This is a genomic window from Sinorhizobium fredii USDA 257, from assembly GCF_000265205.3.
Classification (GTDB): Bacteria; Pseudomonadota; Alphaproteobacteria; order Rhizobiales; family Rhizobiaceae; genus Sinorhizobium; species Sinorhizobium fredii_B.
Map to the genome: position 1 here is coordinate 3,280,371 of NC_018000.1, position 21,375 is coordinate 3,301,745.

At 62.8% G+C, this 21,375-nt stretch carries 22 protein-coding genes; 12 read left to right on the forward strand and 10 right to left on the reverse strand.

All coding sequences use genetic code 11. The features are described 5' to 3' along the window. Positions 1–25: 25 nt before the first annotated feature. A complete protein-coding gene (locus tag USDA257_RS15180; protein ID WP_041414259.1) occupies positions 26–247 on the forward strand; it encodes a hypothetical protein in 222 nt (73 codons plus the stop codon). Positions 248–411: 164 nt separating this feature from the next. On the opposite strand, the gene USDA257_RS15185 is transcribed toward USDA257_RS15180, so the two are convergent. Further along, positions 412–894: an Lrp/AsnC family transcriptional regulator gene (locus USDA257_RS15185; protein ID WP_014763860.1), complete on the reverse strand. Its 483-nt coding sequence runs from the start codon at positions 892–894 to the stop codon at positions 412–414. Between the two features lie 163 nt (positions 895–1,057). Between USDA257_RS15185 and ehuR the strand changes: the two genes are divergently transcribed. From ehuR to doeB, 10 genes are all read left to right on the forward strand, one after another. After that, on the forward strand, positions 1,058–2,443 hold the full coding sequence (gene ehuR, locus USDA257_RS15190; RefSeq protein WP_048657487.1) for a MocR-like ectoine utilization transcription factor EhuR: 1,386 nt from the start codon (positions 1,058–1,060) through the stop codon (positions 2,441–2,443). A 121-nt stretch (positions 2,444–2,564) separates the two neighbouring features. Beyond that, complete coding sequence (ehuA, locus tag USDA257_RS15195) at positions 2,565–3,350, forward strand: ectoine/hydroxyectoine ABC transporter ATP-binding protein EhuA (RefSeq protein WP_014763862.1); 786 nt, start codon at positions 2,565–2,567, stop codon at positions 3,348–3,350. A 63-nt stretch (positions 3,351–3,413) separates the two neighbouring features. Beyond that, positions 3,414–4,265, forward strand: coding sequence for an ectoine/hydroxyectoine ABC transporter substrate-binding protein EhuB (gene ehuB / locus USDA257_RS15200; RefSeq protein ID WP_014763863.1), 852 nt, complete (start codon positions 3,414–3,416; stop codon positions 4,263–4,265). Between the two features lie 102 nt (positions 4,266–4,367). Then, the gene (ehuC, locus tag USDA257_RS15205) at positions 4,368–5,027 is read left to right on the forward strand and encodes an ectoine/hydroxyectoine ABC transporter permease subunit EhuC (RefSeq protein ID WP_014763864.1); all 660 of its coding nucleotides are present in this window, start codon (positions 4,368–4,370) and stop codon (positions 5,025–5,027) included. Between the two features lie 2 nt (positions 5,028–5,029). Continuing rightward, positions 5,030–5,692 carry an ectoine/hydroxyectoine ABC transporter permease subunit EhuD gene (gene ehuD, locus USDA257_RS15210; protein WP_014763865.1) on the forward strand — a complete coding sequence of 221 codons (663 nt, stop codon included), beginning with the start codon at positions 5,030–5,032 and terminating at the stop codon, positions 5,690–5,692. Next, entirely contained in the window at positions 5,692–6,474 is a 783-nt protein-coding gene (gene eutA, locus USDA257_RS15215; RefSeq protein ID WP_014763866.1) for an ectoine utilization protein EutA, read from the forward strand. The genes ehuD and eutA overlap by 1 nt, the downstream gene beginning before the upstream one ends. After that, the gene (gene eutB, locus USDA257_RS15220) at positions 6,471–7,475 is read left to right on the forward strand and encodes a hydroxyectoine utilization dehydratase EutB (RefSeq protein ID WP_014763867.1); all 1,005 of its coding nucleotides are present in this window, start codon (positions 6,471–6,473) and stop codon (positions 7,473–7,475) included. Before eutA ends, eutB begins: the two co-directional genes overlap by 4 nt. Next, complete coding sequence (gene eutC, locus USDA257_RS15225) at positions 7,472–8,461, forward strand: ectoine utilization protein EutC (protein WP_014763868.1); 990 nt, start codon at positions 7,472–7,474, stop codon at positions 8,459–8,461. Before eutB ends, eutC begins: the two co-directional genes overlap by 4 nt. A gap of 33 nt (positions 8,462–8,494) precedes the next feature. After that, entirely contained in the window at positions 8,495–9,676 is a 1,182-nt protein-coding gene (doeA, locus tag USDA257_RS15230; RefSeq protein ID WP_014763869.1) for an ectoine hydrolase DoeA, read from the forward strand. Between the two features lie 3 nt (positions 9,677–9,679). Next, entirely contained in the window at positions 9,680–10,684 is a 1,005-nt protein-coding gene (gene doeB, locus USDA257_RS15235) for a N(2)-acetyl-L-2,4-diaminobutanoate deacetylase DoeB (protein WP_014763870.1), read from the forward strand. 503 nt (positions 10,685–11,187) lie between these two features. On the opposite strand, the gene lpdA is transcribed toward doeB, so the two are convergent. The 3 genes from lpdA to USDA257_RS15255 are packed head-to-tail and all read right to left on the reverse strand — an operon-like array spanning position 11,188 to position 15,895. Beyond that, entirely contained in the window at positions 11,188–12,588 is a 1,401-nt protein-coding gene (gene lpdA, locus USDA257_RS15245; protein ID WP_014763872.1) for a dihydrolipoyl dehydrogenase, read from the reverse strand. Continuing rightward, complete coding sequence (locus USDA257_RS15250) at positions 12,585–13,814, reverse strand: dihydrolipoamide acetyltransferase family protein (protein WP_014763873.1); 1,230 nt, start codon at positions 13,812–13,814, stop codon at positions 12,585–12,587. The genes lpdA and USDA257_RS15250 overlap by 4 nt, the downstream gene beginning before the upstream one ends. 2 nt (positions 13,815–13,816) lie before the next feature. Next, positions 13,817–15,895, reverse strand: coding sequence for an alpha-ketoacid dehydrogenase subunit alpha/beta (locus tag USDA257_RS15255; RefSeq protein ID WP_014763874.1), 2,079 nt, complete (start codon positions 15,893–15,895; stop codon positions 13,817–13,819). 122 nt (positions 15,896–16,017) lie between these two features. Here USDA257_RS15255 and USDA257_RS15260 point away from each other — a divergent pair, with 122 nt between their 5' ends. Then, entirely contained in the window at positions 16,018–16,485 is a 468-nt protein-coding gene (locus USDA257_RS15260) for an Lrp/AsnC family transcriptional regulator (RefSeq protein WP_014763875.1), read from the forward strand. Between the two features lie 36 nt (positions 16,486–16,521). Here USDA257_RS15260 and paaX read toward each other — a convergent pair whose 3' ends face one another. The 6 genes from paaX to USDA257_RS15290 form a co-directional block, all read right to left on the reverse strand. Next, positions 16,522–17,409 (reverse strand): phenylacetic acid degradation operon negative regulatory protein PaaX, encoded by an 888-nt coding sequence (gene paaX, locus USDA257_RS15265; RefSeq protein WP_014763876.1) that lies wholly within the window; start codon positions 17,407–17,409, stop codon positions 16,522–16,524. A 123-nt stretch (positions 17,410–17,532) separates the two neighbouring features. After that, positions 17,533–18,261, reverse strand: coding sequence for a TfuA-like protein (locus USDA257_RS15270; RefSeq protein ID WP_014763877.1), 729 nt, complete (start codon positions 18,259–18,261; stop codon positions 17,533–17,535). Positions 18,262–18,361: 100 nt separating this feature from the next. Continuing rightward, on the reverse strand, positions 18,362–18,814 hold the full coding sequence (locus USDA257_RS15275) for a helix-turn-helix domain-containing protein (protein WP_014763878.1): 453 nt from the start codon (positions 18,812–18,814) through the stop codon (positions 18,362–18,364). A 151-nt stretch (positions 18,815–18,965) separates the two neighbouring features. Next, on the reverse strand, positions 18,966–19,595 hold the full coding sequence (locus USDA257_RS15280; protein WP_041415300.1) for a LysE family translocator: 630 nt from the start codon (positions 19,593–19,595) through the stop codon (positions 18,966–18,968). Then, positions 19,595–20,065 (reverse strand): Lrp/AsnC family transcriptional regulator, encoded by a 471-nt coding sequence (locus USDA257_RS15285; protein ID WP_041414260.1) that lies wholly within the window; start codon positions 20,063–20,065, stop codon positions 19,595–19,597. The genes USDA257_RS15280 and USDA257_RS15285 overlap by 1 nt, the downstream gene beginning before the upstream one ends. A gap of 42 nt (positions 20,066–20,107) precedes the next feature. Beyond that, entirely contained in the window at positions 20,108–21,184 is a 1,077-nt protein-coding gene (locus USDA257_RS15290) for a LacI family DNA-binding transcriptional regulator (RefSeq protein WP_014763880.1), read from the reverse strand. Between the last annotated feature and the right edge of the window lie 191 nt (positions 21,185–21,375).

Sequence of the window (21,375 nt, forward strand, 5' to 3'; positions counted from 1 at the left end):
CGCGTGAACGACGGAGGATTGTGCCATGACCGCGTCACTGCCCCATCGCCCTGTCGTGATGGCTGGTGAACACATCCTGACCGTGCAGGAAGCGTTAGAGCCTTTGTATATGGAACTCGAGCAACAGGTAGAAACGAGGCTGGTGCAGGCCGCGGTTTCTGCAGGCTGGTCGGCCGACGAAGCGATTGAGGCCATCGACGAATTGAAACGGCATGAAGTTCTGTCGATGGACGATGGCGAAAGTTAAGACATCTCCTATCTCTGAGGAGAGAGTGCCTAAACCACGGCCGCCTATTTAGTGCAGCGATCGCTGCGCTTTACCAATTCACCCCGTACCAACACCTTCTCGGCCGGTCCAAGAACCCGCGCGCTCGGAAAGGCGTGTGGAATTTCTCCGCCTGCTCGTCGTTTCTAATTCACCTGCGATAACAGCGAACCAAGCGGCAGCACGGTCTCCTCCTTGACCGTCTTGGTGACGATGTAGGTGAAATAGCGGTCGATACCGAGTTCGCGCCCGAGTAGCTCGTCCACCAGCCGCTGATAGGCGTCGATGTCGGCGGTCACGACCTTGAGGATATAGTCGACGCCACCGCCGACCGACCAGCAGGAAACGATCTCTGGAATTGCGGCGATGGCGCGTTCGAAGCGGTCGAAGTCGGCCTGCCGATGATTGCCGAGCGTGACCTCCATCATCACGCTGGCGACCGGTGCCACACGGCGCAGTGCGACGCGCGCATGATAGCCGGTGACGATGCCGGCCTTTTCCAGTTTCCTGAGCCGCATCCAGCAGGGCGTCGGCGACAGCCCGGCCTTTTCGGCGAGCGCCAGCTTGGTGATGCGTCCATCGGCCTGGATCGCCTCGAGGATGCGCAGATCGATCGCATCGAGCTTCATGCGGGTTCCTTCCGTCGATCCCATGCGGCAATCAAAGTGCTGCAGCGACCTTTGCACGTCTTATGAGACGCGCGGCGCTGCAGTCGCGTCAAAGTCCAGGAAAAGACATTGGGTGCTCAGTTTTGCATTGTCAATTGAGCTGATTTTGATCACTGTTCAAATCATGACAAATTGGACGCCCGACACAACACTCCTGCGCCGCCCGGCTTACCTCTCGCTGGCCGATCAATTCGCCCGTGCCATCCAGGAGGGCAGGCTGCAGAACGGCACCCGGCTGCCGACGCATCGCAAGCTCGCAGACGAGCTGAAGCTCTCGGTGCAGACGGTGAGCCGCGCCTATGACGAACTGATCCGGCGTGGTCTGATCTCCGGCGAGGTCGGGCGCGGCAGCTTCGTGCAGACGCGGCCGCGTGAGCCGGAGCCGCCGTATCTGCCCGAGCGGCTCGGCGAGCTGGTCGACCTTTCCATCCTCAAGCCGGTCTGCGAGCAGATCCATCTTGACAAGATGCGGCAGGCCTTCGGCTGGCTTGCCGAGAACCTGCCGGCAAGCTCGGCGCTTTCGTTCCGGCCGAACATGGTGTTTCCGCGCCACCGCAATGTCGCCGCCGAATGGCTTTCGCGCTGCGGTCTCGACATTTCGCCGCTCAACATCAGCCTCACCAACGGCGCGACCTCGGCTATGACGGTGGCGCTGATGAGCGTTGCGCCTCCCGGTTCGACGATTGCGACGGAGGCGATCAGCCATCATACGCTTGTGCCGCTTTCGACCTATCTCGGCATTCACCTCCAGGGCGTCGCGATCGATGACGACGGCATGATCCCGGATGCCCTGGACGAGGCCTGCCGCAAGGGGGTGATACGGGCGATATTCCTGCAGCCCTCGGTGATCAATCCGACGGCGACCTTGATGAGTGCTGCGCGCCGCGCAGCGCTTGCGGAGGTCGCGCGCCGGCATGACATCGCCATCATCGAGAACGACATATTGGGGCCGCTGGTGGAGGAGCGCCTGCCGCCGGTTGCGGCACTGGCGCCGGAACGCACGTTGTATGTCACGAGCTTTACCAAGATCACCGTGCCAGGCTTGCGGATCGGCTACCTCGCTGCTCCCGATCGCTACGTCGCGGCGGTTGCCAACCGGCATCTCGTCTCGAATTGGATGGCGACGCCTTCGATCGCGGAGATCGCAACGCATTGGGTGAGCGACGGCACGGCAATGGAGCTCGTCAACTGGCAGCGCCGGGCGCTCGCCACGCGCCACGCAATCGCCACGGAGACGTTCGGCAGACTTGCCCACCGCACCCATCCACAGAGTCTGCATGTCTGGCTGCCGCTGCCCGAGGGTCACTCCGAAGACGCCTTCGTCTCGCAGGCGCGGCTGCGCGGCGTCGCGATTGCGCCGGGTGCCTCCTTCCGCACCGCCGACAGCGGCTGGCGCCCGGCCGTGCGGATATCGCTCGGCTCGACCAGCGAACAGGAGCTCAAGACCGGGCTCGGAATCGTCGCGTCCCTCGCGCTCGGCGATCCGGAGGCTTTGCTGCTCGTGATTTGATGGCAATGTTCATCCATTGGGCATTTTCGGAATAATTGTCATGATATTATTATTCACATTGACATGATTTGGGAACCGGATCATCGTTAGGACATTATCGGTCTCGAAGGGAGAGCCGCGAATGCCCCAGCCGATCATCCGCATCGACAACATCGTCAAGAGATACGGTCCCCTGACCGTGCTCGATGGACTGTCGATGGAGGTGATGCCGGGCGAGAAGCTCGCCCTCATCGGGCCCTCCGGTTCCGGCAAGACGACGATCCTGCGCATCCTGATGACGCTCGAGACGATCAGCGACGGCTTCATCCAGGTCGATGGCGAGCAGCTCTACCACATGAAGAAGGGCGGCAATCTCGTGCCGGCCGACGAGCGGCATCTCCACAGCATGCGCGAGAAGATCGGCATGGTCTTCCAACACTTCAACCTGTTTCCCCACAAATGCGTCCTCGACAATGTGACGCTGGCGCCGAGGCTGACCAAGGGCATCGCCCGGCCAGAGGCCGAAAAGCGGGCATTGGAACTTCTCGACATGGTCGGCCTCGCCGACAAAGCCAAAAGCATGCCGGCGCAGCTCTCCGGCGGCCAGAAGCAGCGCGTCGCGATCGCCCGGGCGCTGGCGCTTTCGCCGAAGATCATGCTCTTCGACGAGGTGACATCCGCGCTCGATCCGGAGCTCGTCGAAGAAGTCCTGAACGTCATGCGCAAGCTTGCCGCCGAGACCGACATGACGATGCTCCTCGTTACCCACGAGATGGGTTTCGCCCATGACTTCGCCGATCGCGTGCTCTTCTTCGACCGCGGAAAGATCGTCGAGGAAGGCAAGCCCGAGGACATCTTCCGGCATCCGAAGCAGGAACGAACGCAGACCTTCCTGCGCAAGATCATAGCGGCCGGGCACCGCGTCTAAGCCCTTACGGCCGACATTGCCTCACACAACAACAGCAAGAGAACAACAGAGGAGTTGGGAACGATGAAACTGAAAGACTGGATGGCAATGGCAGCAGGTGCAACGGCGTTGATGGCAGTTGTTGTGGCTACTTCCGCCGCCGCGGATGAAAACAAGCTCGAGGAGCTGAAGGAACAGGGCTTCGCGCGCATCGCCATCGCCAACGAACCGCCCTTCACGGCGGTCGGGGCCGACGGCAAGGTTTCCGGTGCAGCACCGGATGTTGCCCGCGAAATCTTCAAGCGCCTCGGCGTTGCGGACGTCGTCGCGTCGATCTCGGAATACGGCGCGATGATCCCGGGCCTGCAGGCGGGGCGTCATGACGCGATCACCGCCGGCCTCTTCATGAAGCCGGAGCGCTGCGCGGCGGTCGCCTATTCCCAGCCGATCCTCTGCGATGCCGAGGCCTTCGCGCTGAAGAAGGGCAATCCGCTCAAGCTGCAGAGCTACAAGGATATTGCCGACAATCCGGATGCGAAGATCGGCGCCCCCGGCGGCGGCACCGAAGAAAAGCTGGCGCTCGAAGCCGGCGTGCCGCGTGATCGCGTCATCGTCGTGCCTGACGGCCAGAGCGGCATGAAGATGCTGCAGGACGGCCGCATCGACGTCTATTCGCTGCCGGTGCTGTCGATCAACGATCTGGTGTCGAAGGCGAATGACCCGAACATCGAGGTGGTTGCTCCGGTCGAAGGGGCTCCGGTCTATTGCGATGGCGCCGCCTTCAGGAAAGGCGACGAGGCGCTGCGTGACGCCTTCGACGTCGAACTCGCCAAGATGAAGGAGTCCGGCGAGTTCGCCAAGATCATCGAGCCCTACGGCTTCTCGGCCAAGGCAGCGATGTCGACGACGCGTGAGAAGCTCTGCGCCGCGAAGTAAGCCTGGGCTGGGTTTTCCCCGCCTTCCCTGCGCCTCGACGCGGGGAAGGCGACCTGGGTCAAGCCCTGAAGCGAGCCGAAATCTGACTGGAACAACTGAACGATGATCGACTGGTCCGGCTATATCGGATTGATCCTTGAGGGCGCATGGGTGACCGTTCAGCTCACGCTGATGGGTTCGGCGCTTGCCGTCGTGGTCGCCTTTGCGGCGGGGCTCGGCCGCGTCAGCCGTTTCACGGCGGTGCGTGCGCTGGCCACGACCTATATCGAGTTCTTCCGCGGCACCTCGATTTTCGTCCAGCTCTTCTGGGTCTATTTCGTGCTGCCCTTTGCCGGCATCACGTTGACGCCGCTGCAGGCCGGCGTCTTGGCGCTCGGCTTGAATGTCGGTGCCTATGGCGCGGAGGTCGTCAGAGGTGCGGTTAAGGCGATCGGCCGCGAGCAGCGCGAAGCCTGCATCGCCCTCAATCTCACGCGCTATCAGGCGATGCGGCACATCATCCTGCCGCAGGCGCTGCCGCTGATGCTGCCGACCTTCGGCAACAACGCGATCGAGCTTTTGAAGGGAACTGCCGTCGTCTCGCTGATTTCGCTGACCGACATGACCTTCCAGGCCCAGGTGGTCCGGGCACAGACCGGTAGCACGCTGATCCCCTTCGCGACGATCCTGGTGCTCTACTTCGTCATGGCCTGGCTCATCTCGCTCGGCATGCGCTGGCTGGAGCGGCGCGTCAGCCGTGGCCTCGACGGCGTGAGGGTTTGATCATGGAATGGGATTGGGAATTCGTCCGCCAGATCATGCCGACCCTCATCGAGGGGCTGCAGATCACCATCCTAGCCACTATCCTCGGCGCCGCCGTTGCCGCGGTGATTGGCCTCCTCTTCGCCATCCTGCGTATGGTCGCGCCGGCGCCGGTCGCCCGCGCCACGAGCTTTGCCGTCGAGTTCATCCGCGGCACGCCCTTGCTGGTGCAGCTCTACTTCATCTTCTACGTGCTGCCGGACATCGGCATCCGTCTGCCGGCTCTCGTCGCCGGCGTCATCGGTCTCGGCATCCACTACGGCACCTATACGGCCGAGGTCTATCGCGCCGGCATCGAGAACGTTCCGCGCGGCCAGTGGGAGGCGGCCAAGGCGACGAATCTCACCGCACGCCAGGCCTGGATCCACGTGATCCTGCCGCAGGCGATCCCGCCGATGATCCCGGCGCTCGCCAACTACCTGATCGCCATGTTCAAGGAGACGCCGCTGCTTTCGGCAATCACGGTGCTCGAACTCATGAACCAGGCAAAAAGCATCGCCAACAGCAACTACCGCTATATCGAGCCGATGACGCTGGTCGGCGTGTTCTTCCTGATCATGAGCCTGATCTCAGTCTTCTTCCTGCGCTGGCTGGAAGAGCGCTACGCACGGGTGGACGAGCGCTGATGGAAGAACCTGTTGCCCTTTCCCTGGCGCGGCGCGCCCCGCGCCTCGACGATCGGCCGCTCGCCAAACGCATAGGTCTCGTCATCCTCGCCACCGATCATACGACTGAGGTGGACTTCCAGCGTCTGGTGGCATCCGACGAGATCGGAGTTTATGTCGCACGCATCCCCTACGCCAATCCGGTGACCCCGGAAAATCTCCGGGCGATGCAGCCTTCGCTGACGGCGGCGGCGGCATTGATCATGCCCGGCGAGACGCTCGACGTTGTCATGTATTCCTGCACCTCGGCCTCCGTCGTCATCGGTGATGAGGAGGTAACTGCAGCGATAAAGGCAGCGAAGCCGGAGGCGGCCGTGGTGACCCCGACGGCCGCCTCGGTCAAAGGCTTGCGAGCTCTGGGCGCTCGACGAATATCCATTCTCACACCCTATACGATCGAGACCAGCCGGCCGATGGCCGACTATTTCGCCGAACTCGGCTTCGGGATCGACCGGTTCACCTGCCTGGGGCTGACCGACGACCGGGAGATGGCGCGGATCGCGCCTGCGGAGATCGTCGCCTTTGCAAAGGAGGCAATGGCGCCCGAATCCGACGCGCTGTTCATCTCCTGCACAGCGGTGCGCGCGGCCGGCGTGATCGCCGAGATCGAAGCTGCGATCGGCAAGCCCGTCGTCAGCAGCAATTACGCGACGGCCTGGGCCTGTCTTCGCCTCTGCGGCCAGTCGGCGCGTCTGGAACTCGGACAGCTGATGGCGCTGCCGCTCGAGGGGGAATGGCCATGAGCGCTTCTCTCCCGGTGACGATTGACGACATCGAAGCCGCGTCGCGGCGCACCTCCGGCCGGGTGTCGCGCACGCCGCTCGTTGCCTCGGCATCGCTCGGCGAGCTCTGCGGCGTCCCCGTTTGCCTGAAACTCGAGCACCACCAGACAACCGGCAGCTTCAAGCTGCGCGGCGCGACCAACGCGGTGCTGTCGCTTTCTGCTGAAGAACGGGCACGCGGCGTCATCGCCGCCTCGACCGGCAATCACGGCCGGGCGCTCGCCCATGCGGCAAAGACGGAAGGCGCGGTCGCGACGATCTGCATGTCGCATTTGGTGCCGGAGAACAAGGTCTCCGAAATCAGGCGCCTTGGCGCCGACGTGCGGATTGTCGGCAAGTCCCAGGACGAGGCGCAGGAAGAAGTCGAGCGTCTCGTCACGGAAAAAGGCCTCCTCATGATTCCGCCCTTCGACGGTCCGTCGGTCGTGGCAGGGCAGGGTACGTTGGGCCTCGAGATCGTCGCGCAGATGCCCGAGGTCGCCACGGTGTTGGTTCCGGTTTCGGGCGGCGGGCTCGCCGCCGGGGTGGCTGCAGCGATCAAGGCGCGTAAGCCGGCGACGCAGGTGATCGGACTCACGATGGAGCGCGGCGCGGCCATGAAGGCGAGCCTTGCCGCCGGCAGGCCCGTGCTCGTCGAGGAATATCCGAGCCTGGCGGATTCGCTCGGCGGCGGCATCGGGCTCGACAATCACCTGACGTTCCGCATGTGCCGCGAGCTCCTCGACGACATCGTCCTGCTGACGGAGGCGGAAATCGCCGCCGGCATGCGCCACGCCTACACGCAAGAGCGCGAAGTGGTGGAAGGGGCCGGCGCCGTCGGCATCGCGGCGCTTCTTGCCGGAAAGGTCAAAGACATCGGCGGCCCGATCGCGGTCATTCTGTCCGGCCGCAATGTCGACATGGGGCTGCATCTGCGGGTGATGAACGGCGAAACGGACCCGTTTCGGGAGGAAGTGGCATGACACGGATGACGATTCTCACGGAAGCGGAACTGCGCCGGATCGTGCCGCTAGATCGCGAGGCGGTTACCTGCGTCGAGGATGCGTTCCATGCGCTCGCCACCAAGGCGGTGGCAATGCCGCCGATCCTGAGGCTCGATATTGTCGAGCATCGCGGCGAAGTGGACGTGAAGACGGCCTATGTGCCGGGTCTCGACGGCTTTGCCATCAAGATCAGCCCCGGCTTCTTCGACAATCCGAAGATCGGCTTACCGAGCACCAACGGCATGATGGTGCTCCTGTCGAGCAAAACCGGGCTGGTGCAGGCGCTGCTGCTCGACAACGGCTATCTCACCGACGTGCGGACCGCGGCGGCCGGTGCGGTGGCGGCCAAGCATCTGTCGCGGGAAGACGCTTCCGTCGCCGCGATCTTCGGCGCCGGCATGCAAGCGAAGCTGCAGCTCGAAGCACTCGCTCTCGTCCGGCCGATCCGCGAGGCGCGCCTGTGGGCCCGCGACGCGGCCAAGGCCGAGACGACGGCGAGCGCGCTTGCAGGAAAGCTCGGCTTCCCGGTGAAGGCGACAACCGACCCGAAGGCGGCAGTCGCGGGCGCCGACATCATTGTCACCACCACGCCGTCGGAGGCGCCGATCCTCAAGGCCGATTGGCTGCAGCCGGGGCAGCATGTCACCGCCATGGGCTCCGACGCCGAACACAAGAACGAACTCGACCCGCAGGCGATTGCTCGCGTCACTTATGTCGCCGACAGCCTGAAGCAGACGCGCCGGCTCGGTGAACTGCATCACGCGATTGCCGCGGAACTCATCACGCCGGATGCCGAATTCGCGGAGCTGGGCCAGATAATCGCCGGGCTGAAGGCCGGACGGAGGCGGGCGGACGAGATCACCATCGCCGACCTGACCGGCACCGGCATCCAGGACACCGCTATCGCAACGCTCGCCTATGCCCGGGCCAACGCGACGAATGCCGGAACCACTTTCGAGAGCTGAAGCCGGCACGGCCGGAAAAACGAGGGAAGAGATATGACCCAACCCATCCTCAAATTCTCCCTTGGGGAATACGAAACGCGCCTCAGGAAAACACGGCAGGCGATGGAAGCCAAGGGCGTCGAGCTCCTGATCGTCAGCGACCCCTCCAACATGGCCTGGCTCACCGGCTATGACGGCTGGTCCTTCTATGTGCACCAGGCGGTGATCGTTCCGCCTTCCGGCGAGCCGATCTGGTTCGGCCGCGGCCAGGACGCCAATGGCGCCAAGCTCACCGCCTATCTCGAGCACGACAACATCGTCGGCTATCCGGACCATTACGTGCAGTCGACCGAGCGCCACCCGATGGACTATCTCTCGGGAATCCTCACCGACCGTGGCTGGGGGTCGCTCAGAATCGGCGTCGAGATGGACAATTACTGGTTCTCGGCGGCCGCTTTCGCCTCGCTGCAGAAGCATCTGCCGAATGCGCGCTTTATCGACGCGACGGCGCTCGTCAACTGGCAGCGCGCCGTCAAGAGCGAGACGGAAATCAAATATATGCGCAACGCCGCGCGCATCGTCGAAGCCATGCATCAGCGCATCTTCGACAAGATCGAAGTCGGCATGCGCAAATGCGATCTGGTCGCCGAGATCTACGATGCCGGCACGCGCGGCGTCGATGGTATCGGTGGCGACTATCCGGCGATCGTGCCGCTTCTCCCGTCCGGCGTCGAGGCTTCCGCTCCGCATCTGACCTGGGACGATCGGCCGATGAAGAAGGGGGAGGGCACCTTCTTCGAGATCGCCGGCTGCTACAATCGCTATCACCTGCCGCTGTCGCGCACGGTGTTTCTCGGCAAGCCGACCCAGGCCTTTCTCGACGCCGAGAAGGCAACGCTCGAAGGTATGGAGGCGGGCCTCGCGGTGGCCAGGCCTGGAAACACCTGTGAGGACATCGCCAATGCCTTCTTCGCGGTCTTGAAGAAATACGGCATCGTCAAGGACAACCGCACCGGCTATCCGATCGGTCTCTCCTATCCGCCGGATTGGGGCGAGCGCACCATGAGCCTGCGCCCGGGCGACAAGACGGAACTGAAGCCCGGCATGACCTTCCATTTCATGACAGGTCTTTGGCTCGAGGACATGGGCTTCGAGACTACCGAGAGCATTCTCATCACCGAGAACGGCGTCGAATGCCTCGCCTCGGTGCCGCGCAAGCTGATGGTCAAGGACTGAGCCATGACGGACCAGCATTTGCGGCCGTCGCCGATTAGCGCCACGGTCGATTTCGAAGCAGACGGCATTCAGCACGGGTTTCTGCGGCTGCCCTATAGCCGCGACGATTCCGCCTGGGGCTCGGTGATGATCCCGATCACCGTCGCCAAGAACGGCGAGGGCCCGACGGCCCTCCTGACCGGCGGCAATCATGGTGATGAATATGAAGGGCCAATCGCCCTTTTCGATCTGGCGCGCAATCTTGATCCGGCGGAGGTGCAGGGGAGGGTGATCATCGTACCAGCGATGAATTACCCCGCTTTTTTGGCCGGAACGCGAACTTCACCGATCGACAAGGGTAATATGAACCGCAGCTTTCCGGGCAGGCCCGACGGTACGGTGACCGAGAAGATCGCCGATTATTTCCAGCGCGTCCTTCTACCACTCGCCGACGTCGTGCTCGACTTCCATTCCGGCGGGCGGACCCTCGATTTCCTGCCTTTCTGCGCGGCCCACATTCTTCCGGAAAAACTGCAGGAGGCAAAGGCCTTCGACTTCGTCAAAGCCTTCGGCGCACCCTACTCGATGAAGATGCTCGAGATCGATGCGGTTGGCATGTATGACACGTCCGCCGAGGAGATGGGCAAGATCTTCATCACGACCGAGCTCGGCGGCGGCGGATCCGCGAGTGCGAAGAGCGTTGCCATCGCCAAGCGCGGCACGACAAATGTCCTGCGCCATGCCGGGATCCTCAAGGGCGAGATCGATGTTCAGCCGACACAGTGGCTGGACATGCCGAGCGGTGATTGTTTCGCCTTCGCCGAAGATGCCGGGATTGTCGAATTCCTGATCGATCTTGGAGAGGCGGTCGAAGCCGGCGCCGTAATCGCACGGATTTATCCGACTGGTCGCACCGGCGCCGAGCCGATCGAAATCCATGCCAAGATGACGGGAATGCTGGTTGCCCGTCACTTTCCCGGGCTGATCAAGGCGGGCGACTGTTGCGCCGTGTTGGCGGTGGCCGTTTAGACATTTCACTGTTTCATTTAAACAATGAAATGACTGGCCTAGGAAAACCGTTACACACTTTCCTGGAATTGCTCTCCACGACGGTTCATTGCCGCGGTCGCCAGCGGCGCGAGGAGGCTGTCCGTGCCGATGGGCGACATCGAGGGCCGCTGCAGCGAGCACCGATACCGGCCCGGTGATTCCAATGGAACTTTTCAACGGTTCGACCGGTTGTAAGTTGCACAAGTCAGCAAAGCTGACGCCGAAGACCAATGGAAATCATCGCTATGCAAGCCGTCGTGTTCGTTTCGGTTCTGGGATCACCGCTTGCGGCAGGTCTGTTGCTCATCTGGCTCGGACCGTTTTGGGTCGCGGAGCGGAATTCCGGTGACGGCCGCTACTGGACAGTACCCAAGCCCAAAGAGACAAGTTCTTCGCCACTCTCGGGCTGCCGCCGTTGATGCCCTCATCGGCGTTGGGCAGGATTTTTCCTTCGCCCGCAGCGCCCCATGTGCGGTGCGTCGTTATATGTGAATAGCTTCCCCGCGAATTCGCATCGCCGCTTCCTTGACCGCTTCACTATGGGTGGGATGGGCATGGCAGCTATAGGCGATGTCTTCGGACGTGGCGCCGAATTCCATGGCCTGGGCGACCTGCGCAATCATCGTGCCCGCCGTCTCCGAAATGATGTGGGCGCCAAGCACGACGTCCGTTTCCCGATCCGCCAGGATCTTGACGAAACCCTCCGGCTCGCGGTTGGCCTTGGTGCGGCTGTTGGCGGACATCGGGAAGACGGCTTTCGTGAAGGAGACGCCGGCCTCCCTCAGTTCCTGTTCCGTCCGACCGACGCTGGCAATTTCCGGGCTCGTATAGACAACGGATGGGATCACCGCATGGCTGATCGGGCGGACGAGGCCCGCCAGATGTTCGGCGACGGCGATCCCTTCATCCTCGGCACGATGCGCCAGCATGGAACCGGGCGTCACATCGCCGATTGCATAGATGCCGCGCACTGCCGTCTCGCATTTGCTGCCGATGGGGATGTGGCCGCGGTGGTCCGTTTGCAAGCCGATCTTTTCGAGCGCCAAACCATCGGTGTTCGGCCGGCGGCCGGTCGCAATCAGGACGGCCGATGCCGAGAGGGTTCGCTTCCCTTCGGCGCCAGCGATTGACAAGGTGACGCCATTCTCGATTTGCGAAATCCGTTCCACCGCCGTGGAGGTGAGGATTGTCATGCCCTGTTGCGTCAGGATCTGCAGGGCCTTGGCGCGGATGTCCTCGTCCATGCCCGGAAGGATGGCGTCCAGATATTCGATGACGGTCACCCGAGAACCCAGCCGCCGCCATACGGAACCGAGTTCGAGACCTATGGCACCGCCGCCGATCACGGCGAGATGCTCCGGAACCTTGCTGAAGGAGAGTGCACCTGTCGAGTCGACGATGCGCCCGCCTGGATTGTCGATCGCGTGGCCATTGAAGGGGGCGGACTTCGAACCAGTCGCGATGACGATGGACTTCGCAGTAACCTGCTTTCCATCGATCGAGATGCTGTTTTCTGCTTCAAACCGCGCCTTGCCTTTCAGGCGTGTGACGCCGCTCTTGCGGAAGAGAAAGTCGATGCCTTTCGTCAGCGACGAGACGGTGTCGTCTTTTGCTGCCATCAGCCGGCTGAGATCGAAGGCTACATTGCCGATGTCGATGCCGAGCGCGCCAAGCTTTCCACTTACGGCGAGTTCGTAGTGGTGCGTCGCGTTGAGGAGCGCCTTGGACGGGATGCAGCCGACATTCAGGCAGGTGCCACCCAAAGTGTCTCGCAAGTCGGCACAGGCCGTCCGCAGCTTCAACTGGGCGGCGCGGATCGCACAGGCATAGCCGCCAGGCCCGCCGCCGATGACGAGCACGTCGTAGTCAGGGGATTTGCTCATTGGGGCCAGCTCTCGAGGGTCTGGACGAAATGGGTGAGCCACGTATTCGTCTGATGGCCGTCCAGCGCCCGGTGATCGATGGTCAGCGACACATAGGCCATCGGTCGGATCTGGATGGTGTCGACACCATCGACCTCACGGACGACGACCCGCTTCTCGAGCTTTCCGACGCCGAGGATCGCCGATTGGGGCTGGTTGATGATGATCGGCGCCGCGACCAGTGATCCGGATATCCCATGATTGGAAATGGTGAAGGTACCGCCCCTGACGTCCGCGGCGTTAAGCGCGTTCGATCGCGCCCGTGAGGTCAGATCCTGCAGCTTCGCCGCAATGCCGGCGAGCGAAAGGTGCTGGGCCTGATGGATCACCGGCACGATCAAGCCTTTGTCGCCAAGGGCGGTTCCGACACCGACATTGATGTCGTCGAACACTTCGAGCGCATCGTCGTGCCAGCGGCTGTTGACCTCGGGAACGGCGCGCATCGCCGCGACGCAGGCGGAAACGATATAGGCGGTGTAGGAGAGAGCGACACTCTCCGCCGCCAGCTTCGCCTTATGGGCGTCGCGGTGGCGCATGATCGCCGAAAAATCGGCTTCAAAGACGGCGGTAACGTGCGGTGCTGTCGTCATCGATTGCAGCATGTGGGTGGCGATCGCTGAGCGCATGCCGCTGTGCGGTATCCGGCGGGAACGCAGCGCCGGTCCGGGCTCGGCGGAGACCGACCTGGGAGCGGGAGTTTGCGGCTCGGGGGCGCTGATTTCGGCCGCAGCCTCGAAATGCTCCGGCTTGGCAGCAAAGGCCCTGTCCATGTCGGCGCGCGTGACACGGCCGTCCCGACCGGTGCCGGCTACGGTTGCGGGATCTATGCCGTATTCTTCCGCAGCGCGGCGCACGGCTGGCGAATAATGCGGAGACTGGGGAGGGGCAGACGACGTCTCCAAGGTGACCGCCGGCACAGGCGAGGCAGGCAGATCGACACCGGCAGCCCGGCTGCCGATCCGGCCGAGAACGGCGCCGGGGGTGGCATTGTCGCCGTTCTCCATCAAAATTTCCTTGAGGACGCCGTCGGCGGGAGCGGGGACCTCCTGCGTCACCTTGTCGGTTTCGAGTTCGACGAGCGGGTCGCCCGATTTGACGCTTTCGCCGATCTTCCTGAGCCAGTTGCGGACGACCGCCTTCGTCCCCTCCTGTTCGACGGGGGCGTTGATGTCGACAAGTTCACCCATGCTCAATACTCCAGAAGCCCGGTGATCTTCCGGCGAATCCGCTCGGTCGAGGGGACCGCCCAGTCGAGCAGGACAGGGTTATGCGGACTCGGTATATCGGGCATGGCCAGCCGCGAAACCGGGGCATCGAGATCGATGAAGGCTTCGTCCGCGACCGCAGCGGCGATTTCCGCCCCGAAGCCCGCGGTGCCGAGATCCTCGTGGACGATGAGGCAGCGACGGGTGCGGCGGACCGAGGAGAGCACGGCATTGCGGTCCCAGGGCATCAATGTCCTGAGATCGATGACGTCGGCGGAAATTCCCTCTGCCGCCTCTTCGCAACGGTGCACCATGGCGCCCCAGGTGACGATGGTGATGTCGTTGCCTTGGCGCGTGAACTTCGCCTTGCCGAAGGGCAGCGCGAAGTTGTCGCCGGGATAGGGGCGCCGTGCCCAGGCGTGGTCCAGCATGGCGCGATGTTCGAAGAAGATCACCGGGTCGTTGCCGCGCAACGAGGTACGCAACAGCCCGACGGCATCCTCGGCATTCGACGGAACGGCGACCTTCCAGCCGGGCTGATGGACGAAGGCGACCTCATTCGTCTGGCTGTGCCACGGATCTCCGCATTTGAAGAAGCCGCCGGGCATACGCAGGACGATCGGCGCGGCGAAGCGGTTGTTGGTCCGCCACCGGACCGTCCCGCAATCGTTGATCTGTTCGCTCGCCGGTTCCGCATATTTGCGGAACTGGATTTCAGGCACGGGCACGAGGCCGGCCAGCGCCATCCCGACGGCGCGGCCGACAATGCCTTCCTCCGACAGCGACGTGTCGAAGACGCGGTCTGTGCCGTATTTTTCCTGCAGCCCCAGGGTGACGGCATGGACGCCGCCTTTCGGGCCGATATCCTCGCCGAACAGGATCACTCGGTCGTTGATCGACATTTCGTGGTCGAGCGTCCGCCGGATCGCCGTCACCATGTTGATTCGCTGGCCGTCACCTGCCGCCCTCTCGGTCGTCTCCGGAGGCCGGTATCCGGCACGGTGCTGACCGCCCATCACCTGCATCTCGCCCTCGAAGAAAACATTGCGGGTGACTGTTTCGGGATCTGCAATCGGTCGGGACTCTGCCTCGACCCGTGCCTTTTCGGCCATCGCCTTGGCAGCGCCGGCGGCCGCATCCCACTCCTCTTCGCTCAAGATGGCAGGAACCAGGTAAGCCTTGAGCCGCGGTAACGGGTCGCGTGCCCACTCGCTTCTGACGAGCTCTTCGCTCTTATAGGTCTGGGTATCCTGGAAGCTGTGTCCCTCGAGGCGAGGGACCCTCAACCGCAACAGGACGGGCCGGCGTTCGTCGCGCACCAGGTCGACGGCGCCTCTGGTCAGGCGCGCGGCCTCTTGCGGATCGGAGCCGTCACCATCGAGGATGGTGAGGTTCTTCCAAGAGGCAAGATTGGCGGCGATGTTGCCCTCGGGCGTCTGCAAGGTGGAGGGTACCGAAATGCCGAAGCCGTTGTCTTCGATATAGAAGAGCATCGGCAGCCCCTGCGTCGTGGCGACCGTGAGCGCCGACCAGAAGCCATTGGAGGCGACCGAACCGTCGCCGCCGAGGACGACGGCGATGTCCCGGTCATAGTCCCCGTTCTTGAGCTGCTTGCTGAAATAGGTGATCGCCTGTGCCCATCCGGCCGTCGGCGTATATTGCGACCCGACGCCGCCGCACATCGGCAGCGCCGAGGCGCCGTTCGGATTGGGGTAGTTGAAGACGACGCCGATATCGCGGCCATCGGAATATCCTCCGGCGCGCGCCATGGCGGAGCCGAGCGCATCGGCCGGATCAACGCCCAGCGACAATAGCAGCGGCCGCGAACGATAGTAGCCGCAGGCGGCGTCATGCCTTCCCGTGAGGTTCAGCCCCAGAAGGATCTGTGCCATGTCATGGCCGCGCGCCGAGAACTGATAGAGCACCTTCTTCTCCGGAACGAGGCGTTTTTCCTCCATCTCGTCGAGTTCCCGGGACAGGAGCATGAGATGCACGACCCGCTTCCAATCGATGCTCTCGTCCGGTGCGTTCCGCCGGTCTGGCTTGAGTGCCGCCTGTCCCATCTTTCGATATCCTCCCAAATTCCTCATTGGAAGAATAGCTCGTCTCAGGCGCAAATCGGTTTCAATCTTAGGGATTTTTCGGTATCAATTGATGAGTTTGTTTCATTTTCATTAGGATTTTGATGAACATGTTCAATTTCGACGCGATCGACCGAAAAATCCTGAGGGTTCTTCAGGAACAGGCCGATATCAGCCATGCCGCATTGGCAGAGGCGGTCGGTGCTTCACCGGCCTCGTGCTGGCGGCGTATCAAGGCCCTCGATACCGCCGGCGTGCTCGGAAAGGCCGTGCGGCTCGTCAATCCCGACATGGTCGGGCGCGGGTTGAACGTCTTCTGCCACGTGCGGATGAAATCGCACGATCCGACCGCGCGCCGCAGCTTCGAGCGCTTCGTCGAGAGCCACGAAGAAGTGCTGGAATGCTATTCGATGTCGGGCGAGTGGGATTATCTGTTGCGTGTCGTCGTCGCGGATGTTGCGGATTACGAACGATTGCTGATGCACGGCATCCTGACGCATGACGCGGTCGCGAATTCGTCGTCGCATTTCGCCCTGAAGAGCGTGAAATACTCGACCGCTGTTCCGGTGTGATGCTCTACAGCGCCATGCGCCATTCAGACGCAAAGCCTAGGCGACCTGTGTTTCGAGGTGCGAAAGACGCTTCTCCGTCTCCTCAGTCACGGCACTGAGCGGACCGGAGCCACTGATGAAGGAGCGCCCGACGTGGTCGTCGGCGGAAGGAGACAAGTGCCGGTAAAGCGCGGCGAAGAGGCGGCGCGCCTCGATGCCGGGCCAATCCGGAGGCAAAGCGGCGGCGGGCAAGCGGGGATCATGCAGCAGGACGGTGCGGAAGCGATGGATCAGAAGCAGCCGCATTGTCAGCGCCGTAGCCGGTGCAAGGGGGCGCTTCCCTGCCAAACGGAGAACCGGGCCGAACTGATCGAGGAACGTGTGATAGGCGGCGGCGTGCGGGGCGAGATTCCAGTAGGCCTCGACGAAGGCCGCCAGTGCCTTCGGATCGGGCGAGTCGGCACGAAGGATCAGGGCGTCGGCCGATGCTGGCGCCTGCCTTGCCGGCCCGATTGCCAGGCGCGGGTCCAGCCGCGCATAGCCGGCGCGCTCGAGGGCCTGCATCCTTTCCTCGGCTTCAGCGCCGGTCAGATGCACGAGCTGCCAGCTTTCCTCTGGAACGCCGCCGAAAATGATGCGCGCCGCGGAGGCGAACTCGCTGCCGGCTGCTCTTGAGAGCCGGTAGTAGCTGCGACGTCCCTCCCTCTCGCCTAAAAGCTGGCCGGCGGCAACGAGTCGCGACACGGCCGTCCGCACCAGCGTTTCGCTGATCCCGACGGCGGCGCAGGTCTCGATCAGATTGCCGATCCACACGACGCCGCCGCGGGGCTCCACGACGTCTCCATAGATCGTCACGATGAAGCCGGCTGCCTTCAGGGGTGTCTGAGCGAGGATGTTTTCGACGCGTTCCGTGACGCGCTCGTCTGCCCCATTGCCTGCTGACATCACTCGACTCGCCTTCTCTCCGCCTGCGGCCCCTCATCACATTTCACGGGCGGCGGCAGAAGACAATCGGGATTGGCGCCCACAATCGCGGAGTGGTGGCGGTGGGCCACAGTGCCCAAGCGCTCAGACATCCGCCTTTGCATTGGAGAGCGGCAACTGGCCCAGTATCGTCGTCCAAAGACTGGTCGCGTTGAATGTCCACTCCTGCGGCGGAGCATGGCGTTCCGCCGGCATCCGTCGCAGCGCTTCGAGAAGTTCGAGCGCATCGATACGTTTTTGGTCGACATATGCGGCGCGCAGCATCGCCGCATCCATTCCCGGCGAAAGCCTTGAGCGGGCAAGGATTGCGGACCAGGTCCGTTCCTTGTAGAACAAGCTTGCCGCCGCATCCTCGATGATGGCCGCATCCGAGGCGGACAGGAGGTCCTGTTCGGTGAGGTGACGAAGTGTGGCGCGTAGATTGACGAGCGGCACGGTAAGCGCTGCGTAGTCGAGTTCCTCCGGCGCATGCAGCAGCGCCACATCCGAATCGTCCGCCGTTTCGCCGACAACATATTGACGAAAAACCTCACCGATCCCGACCATGCCGAAAGGGGCGCATTCAGCCGCCCGCAGGGCGCCCATGCTGGCGGCACCGAGGACCACGACTCCCTCGGAGAGGGCGAACAGTATTTCCTTGTGCCAGACCGGGGCGACGTACTCGAAATTGCCATCGATCAGGCCGATCGCTGTCGCCCCGTCATATACGGCGCGGACGATATCGCCCTGGGTGGCGGGCGGCCGGATCGCCAGTGCGTCGCCGACTATCTTCGCCGCATCGGGGATAGTCGGGCCGACGAACACGACTTTCATGGGGATTCCGCAAAGGGAAACATTAAAGACCGCGCCGCGTGCCTTGTGCGAAGGCGACCGATTGTCCTCTTGCTCTTCGACGCCAGCGACCGCAGGTTGATCAGCCGTGCAAGGGTTCCGTATGGTGGGCCGCCGACGGCACGGCCGTCTGTTCCGTCTCGCCCGACTGCGCCATGGCGGCGACGAGAGCGATGATCTTCTTCCGCAACACTGGATCGGCGATCTTCAGGAAGGCGCGGTTGAGGGCGATTCCCTCTTTCGAAGCGACGAAGGAAGAAATTTCGTGCGACTCATGCACGTCGGCCGCAGTCTCGCGCGACTGGGGCCCTTCGTCCTGCTGAAAGAAAAAGCTCGGATGAACGCCGAGAATGTCAGCGATCGCCTGCAAGCGGCTGGCGCCGATGCGGTTTGTGCCCTTCTCGTATTTCTGCACTTGCTGGAATGTGATGCCGAGACCGTCGGCGAGTTTTTCCTGGCTCATTCCGACCATCAACCTGCGCATTCGGACCCGCGAACCGACGAAGGTATCGATCGGATTTGGATTCTTCTTCATCTGCGATTCTCCTCGCGATCTTTCGTCCTAGTTATATATAAGTCTGCTCGAATACGCGAGCGGATGCAATCACTGCGCGCTAAATTCTACGGTTGAAATGGCGCTTTTGCGGCAAGGGTGCGTGGCGGCCTTGGGTAAACGTCAGACGCGGTTAGAACTCGGCCAAGTTGAGCGCAGCCGAAGCAAGAGCGGCCAGGCCGAAAGCGATGAGGACGAGCCCGGAAATGCGCGAGGTCCAGGCGGCAAAACCGTCAGGCAGCCTGGTCTTGGCGAGGGCGATACCGCCGCTCAGGAGCAACCACCAGCCGAGTGATCCGAGGAAGACACCAGCGACAACGATCGCCGCGCTCATTCCATCACCAACGGCGGCGAGGCCGAAGCCCGCAAAGATGGCGGCGAAGGTCAGGATGGTGGTCGGGTTCGCCATCGTCAGGAGGAACGTCGCAGTCGTCATGTGCAACAGATCACGGGCGCCGATTACGGCCGCCGCCGCAACCGGCCGGGGCTTCAATCCGCGCCAGCCGAGCCACAGCATGAAGGCACCGCCGACGAGCCCGAGGGGAACCGAAAGCGTCGAGAGAAACGTCGCAAAAGCCGCGAAGCCCGCGGCCGCCATCAACGCGTAGGTCGCGTCGGCAAGCGCCGTCCCGAGACCGCCTGCGACGCCGGCCCAGAAACCGCGTTCGAGCGTGCGGCTGATGCAAAGCGTGCCGATCGGTCCAAGCGGCGCGGCAATGGCAAGCCCGAGAAGCAGTCCTTTTGCAAAAAGCAATGCGGTCATCATCTCCCTCGTTTCGCTTCGTCCGCCGCAGGCAAGGTCACGGGTCGTTCCGCGGCGGTGGAGAGCGCGATGACGGTCTCGCTCCGGGCGAGATAGCGGCGCGCTTTCAGTTCCGCCAGAAACGGTTCGATGTCGCCGAGCGCCGGCATGCGCACCTTGGCGCAATAGGACCATGCGCCGGTCACGTGATGACACTCCGCAACCGCCGGATGCGAGGCGATGAAGCTGCGGAACTCGCTCTCGTCGGCGTCAGTCGCCAGGGCGATCCAGACGAAGGCAAGCACGTCGAAGCCGAGGATCCGGTGGTCGACATCGAGCGTGAAGCGGCGGATGACGCCATTTGTCACCAGACGGCGGATGCGTTCGTTGACCGCCGAGGGAGAGAGGTCCACCGCCGCGCCAATGTCGGTCAAAGAGGTGCGGGCGTCTTCGGCCAGAATTCCAACGATTTTTCTGTCTGTAGAGTCCATTGCAGAAAAATATATGGAAATGAGGAAGATGTACAGAGGATGCTAAGTCTTGCCCAGCGACAGGTCGATGTCCTTCAGGGCGTCGAGTGGACCCGTAAGTGCCGTCCTCGGCGGCACGAGCTCCGGCTCGACGAGATGTATTCGCGGCGCCGCCCGAGGTTGGTCGATGACCTCGAAGGCCTTGGCGATCATCCCCTCGACATTTTGCCGGATCATGATGACGGGGAAGGGCAGGAACGAGGCGAAGGGATCGTAGTCGTAACAGCCGACGACGAGGTCCTTGAAATTGTCGTGCGGATGCTCGGCCATGAAGCGCAGCAAGCCTTCGAAGTTGATCGACGAGTTGACGAAGAGGCCGCGGGGCAACTTGCCATGCCCCGCGTAGAAGGCCTCGAAAGCCTTTCGCGCGTTGTTCGCGGCGTAGCCGGTCGGCTGGATGCATTCGTCTGGATCATCCCCGAGCAGTTCCTGTTTGACGGCACGGAAGCCGCGGATGCGCTCGTGGCTCGCATGGTCGTTGCGGCCGCCAAACAGATAAAGGTCGTTCGGCTCGAGCGGGCGGTCGGCGGGAAAGTGGCGGATGATCGCTTCGGTCAGGAGCCGGCCGCCTTCGAAATTGTCGCTGATGACGGACGGGACCTTCGTGCCGGGGAGGTCGATATTGATGTGCTTCAGCCCGGCCGCCTCGCAGACCTCGTGGACCCCGTCCGGATCCGTCGCGCCGCAGATGAACAATTCGTCGATGGAATAGGAGATCAGCGTTTCGGCCGTCCTGCGCTCCTCATCGGGATCGCGGCTGGCGCTGACCACGATCGGGCACTGGCCCTTGCTGCGCACATGCGCCTCGAAGGTCTGGGCGAGAGAGGAGAAGTAGCGGTTGTCGTGCACGGGTAACAGCAGCCCGACGAGTCCGGAGCGCGAACTGCGCAAGCCGCGTGCCTGGCGGTTCGCCGTATATTGGTGTGTCTCGGCGAGGCTGCGGATGAGTTCGGCGGTGCTTTCCTTGATGCGCCGCTTGCGCCAGGTGCCGTTCAGCACTGCGCTCACCGTCGAGGGCGAACTGCCCGAGAGCACCGACAGATCGTAGATCGTCGCCTTTTTCTTGCCGCTGTTCGCCATCTGAGCCTCCTCGAATCTCTTAGAGCCGATTTCCGCTTGACGAAGGATTAAGTCTGCAGGATAGTCTTTGCACCATCGATTGTGCAAATGAGAAATATCAATTGTGCAGTGCTTTGGGTCGTCTGAGGAGGCGACGGTCAGCGGCGGGAAATTTGCTTCTCGTCAATGGAGGATTGAACTGGAGGCCGGCG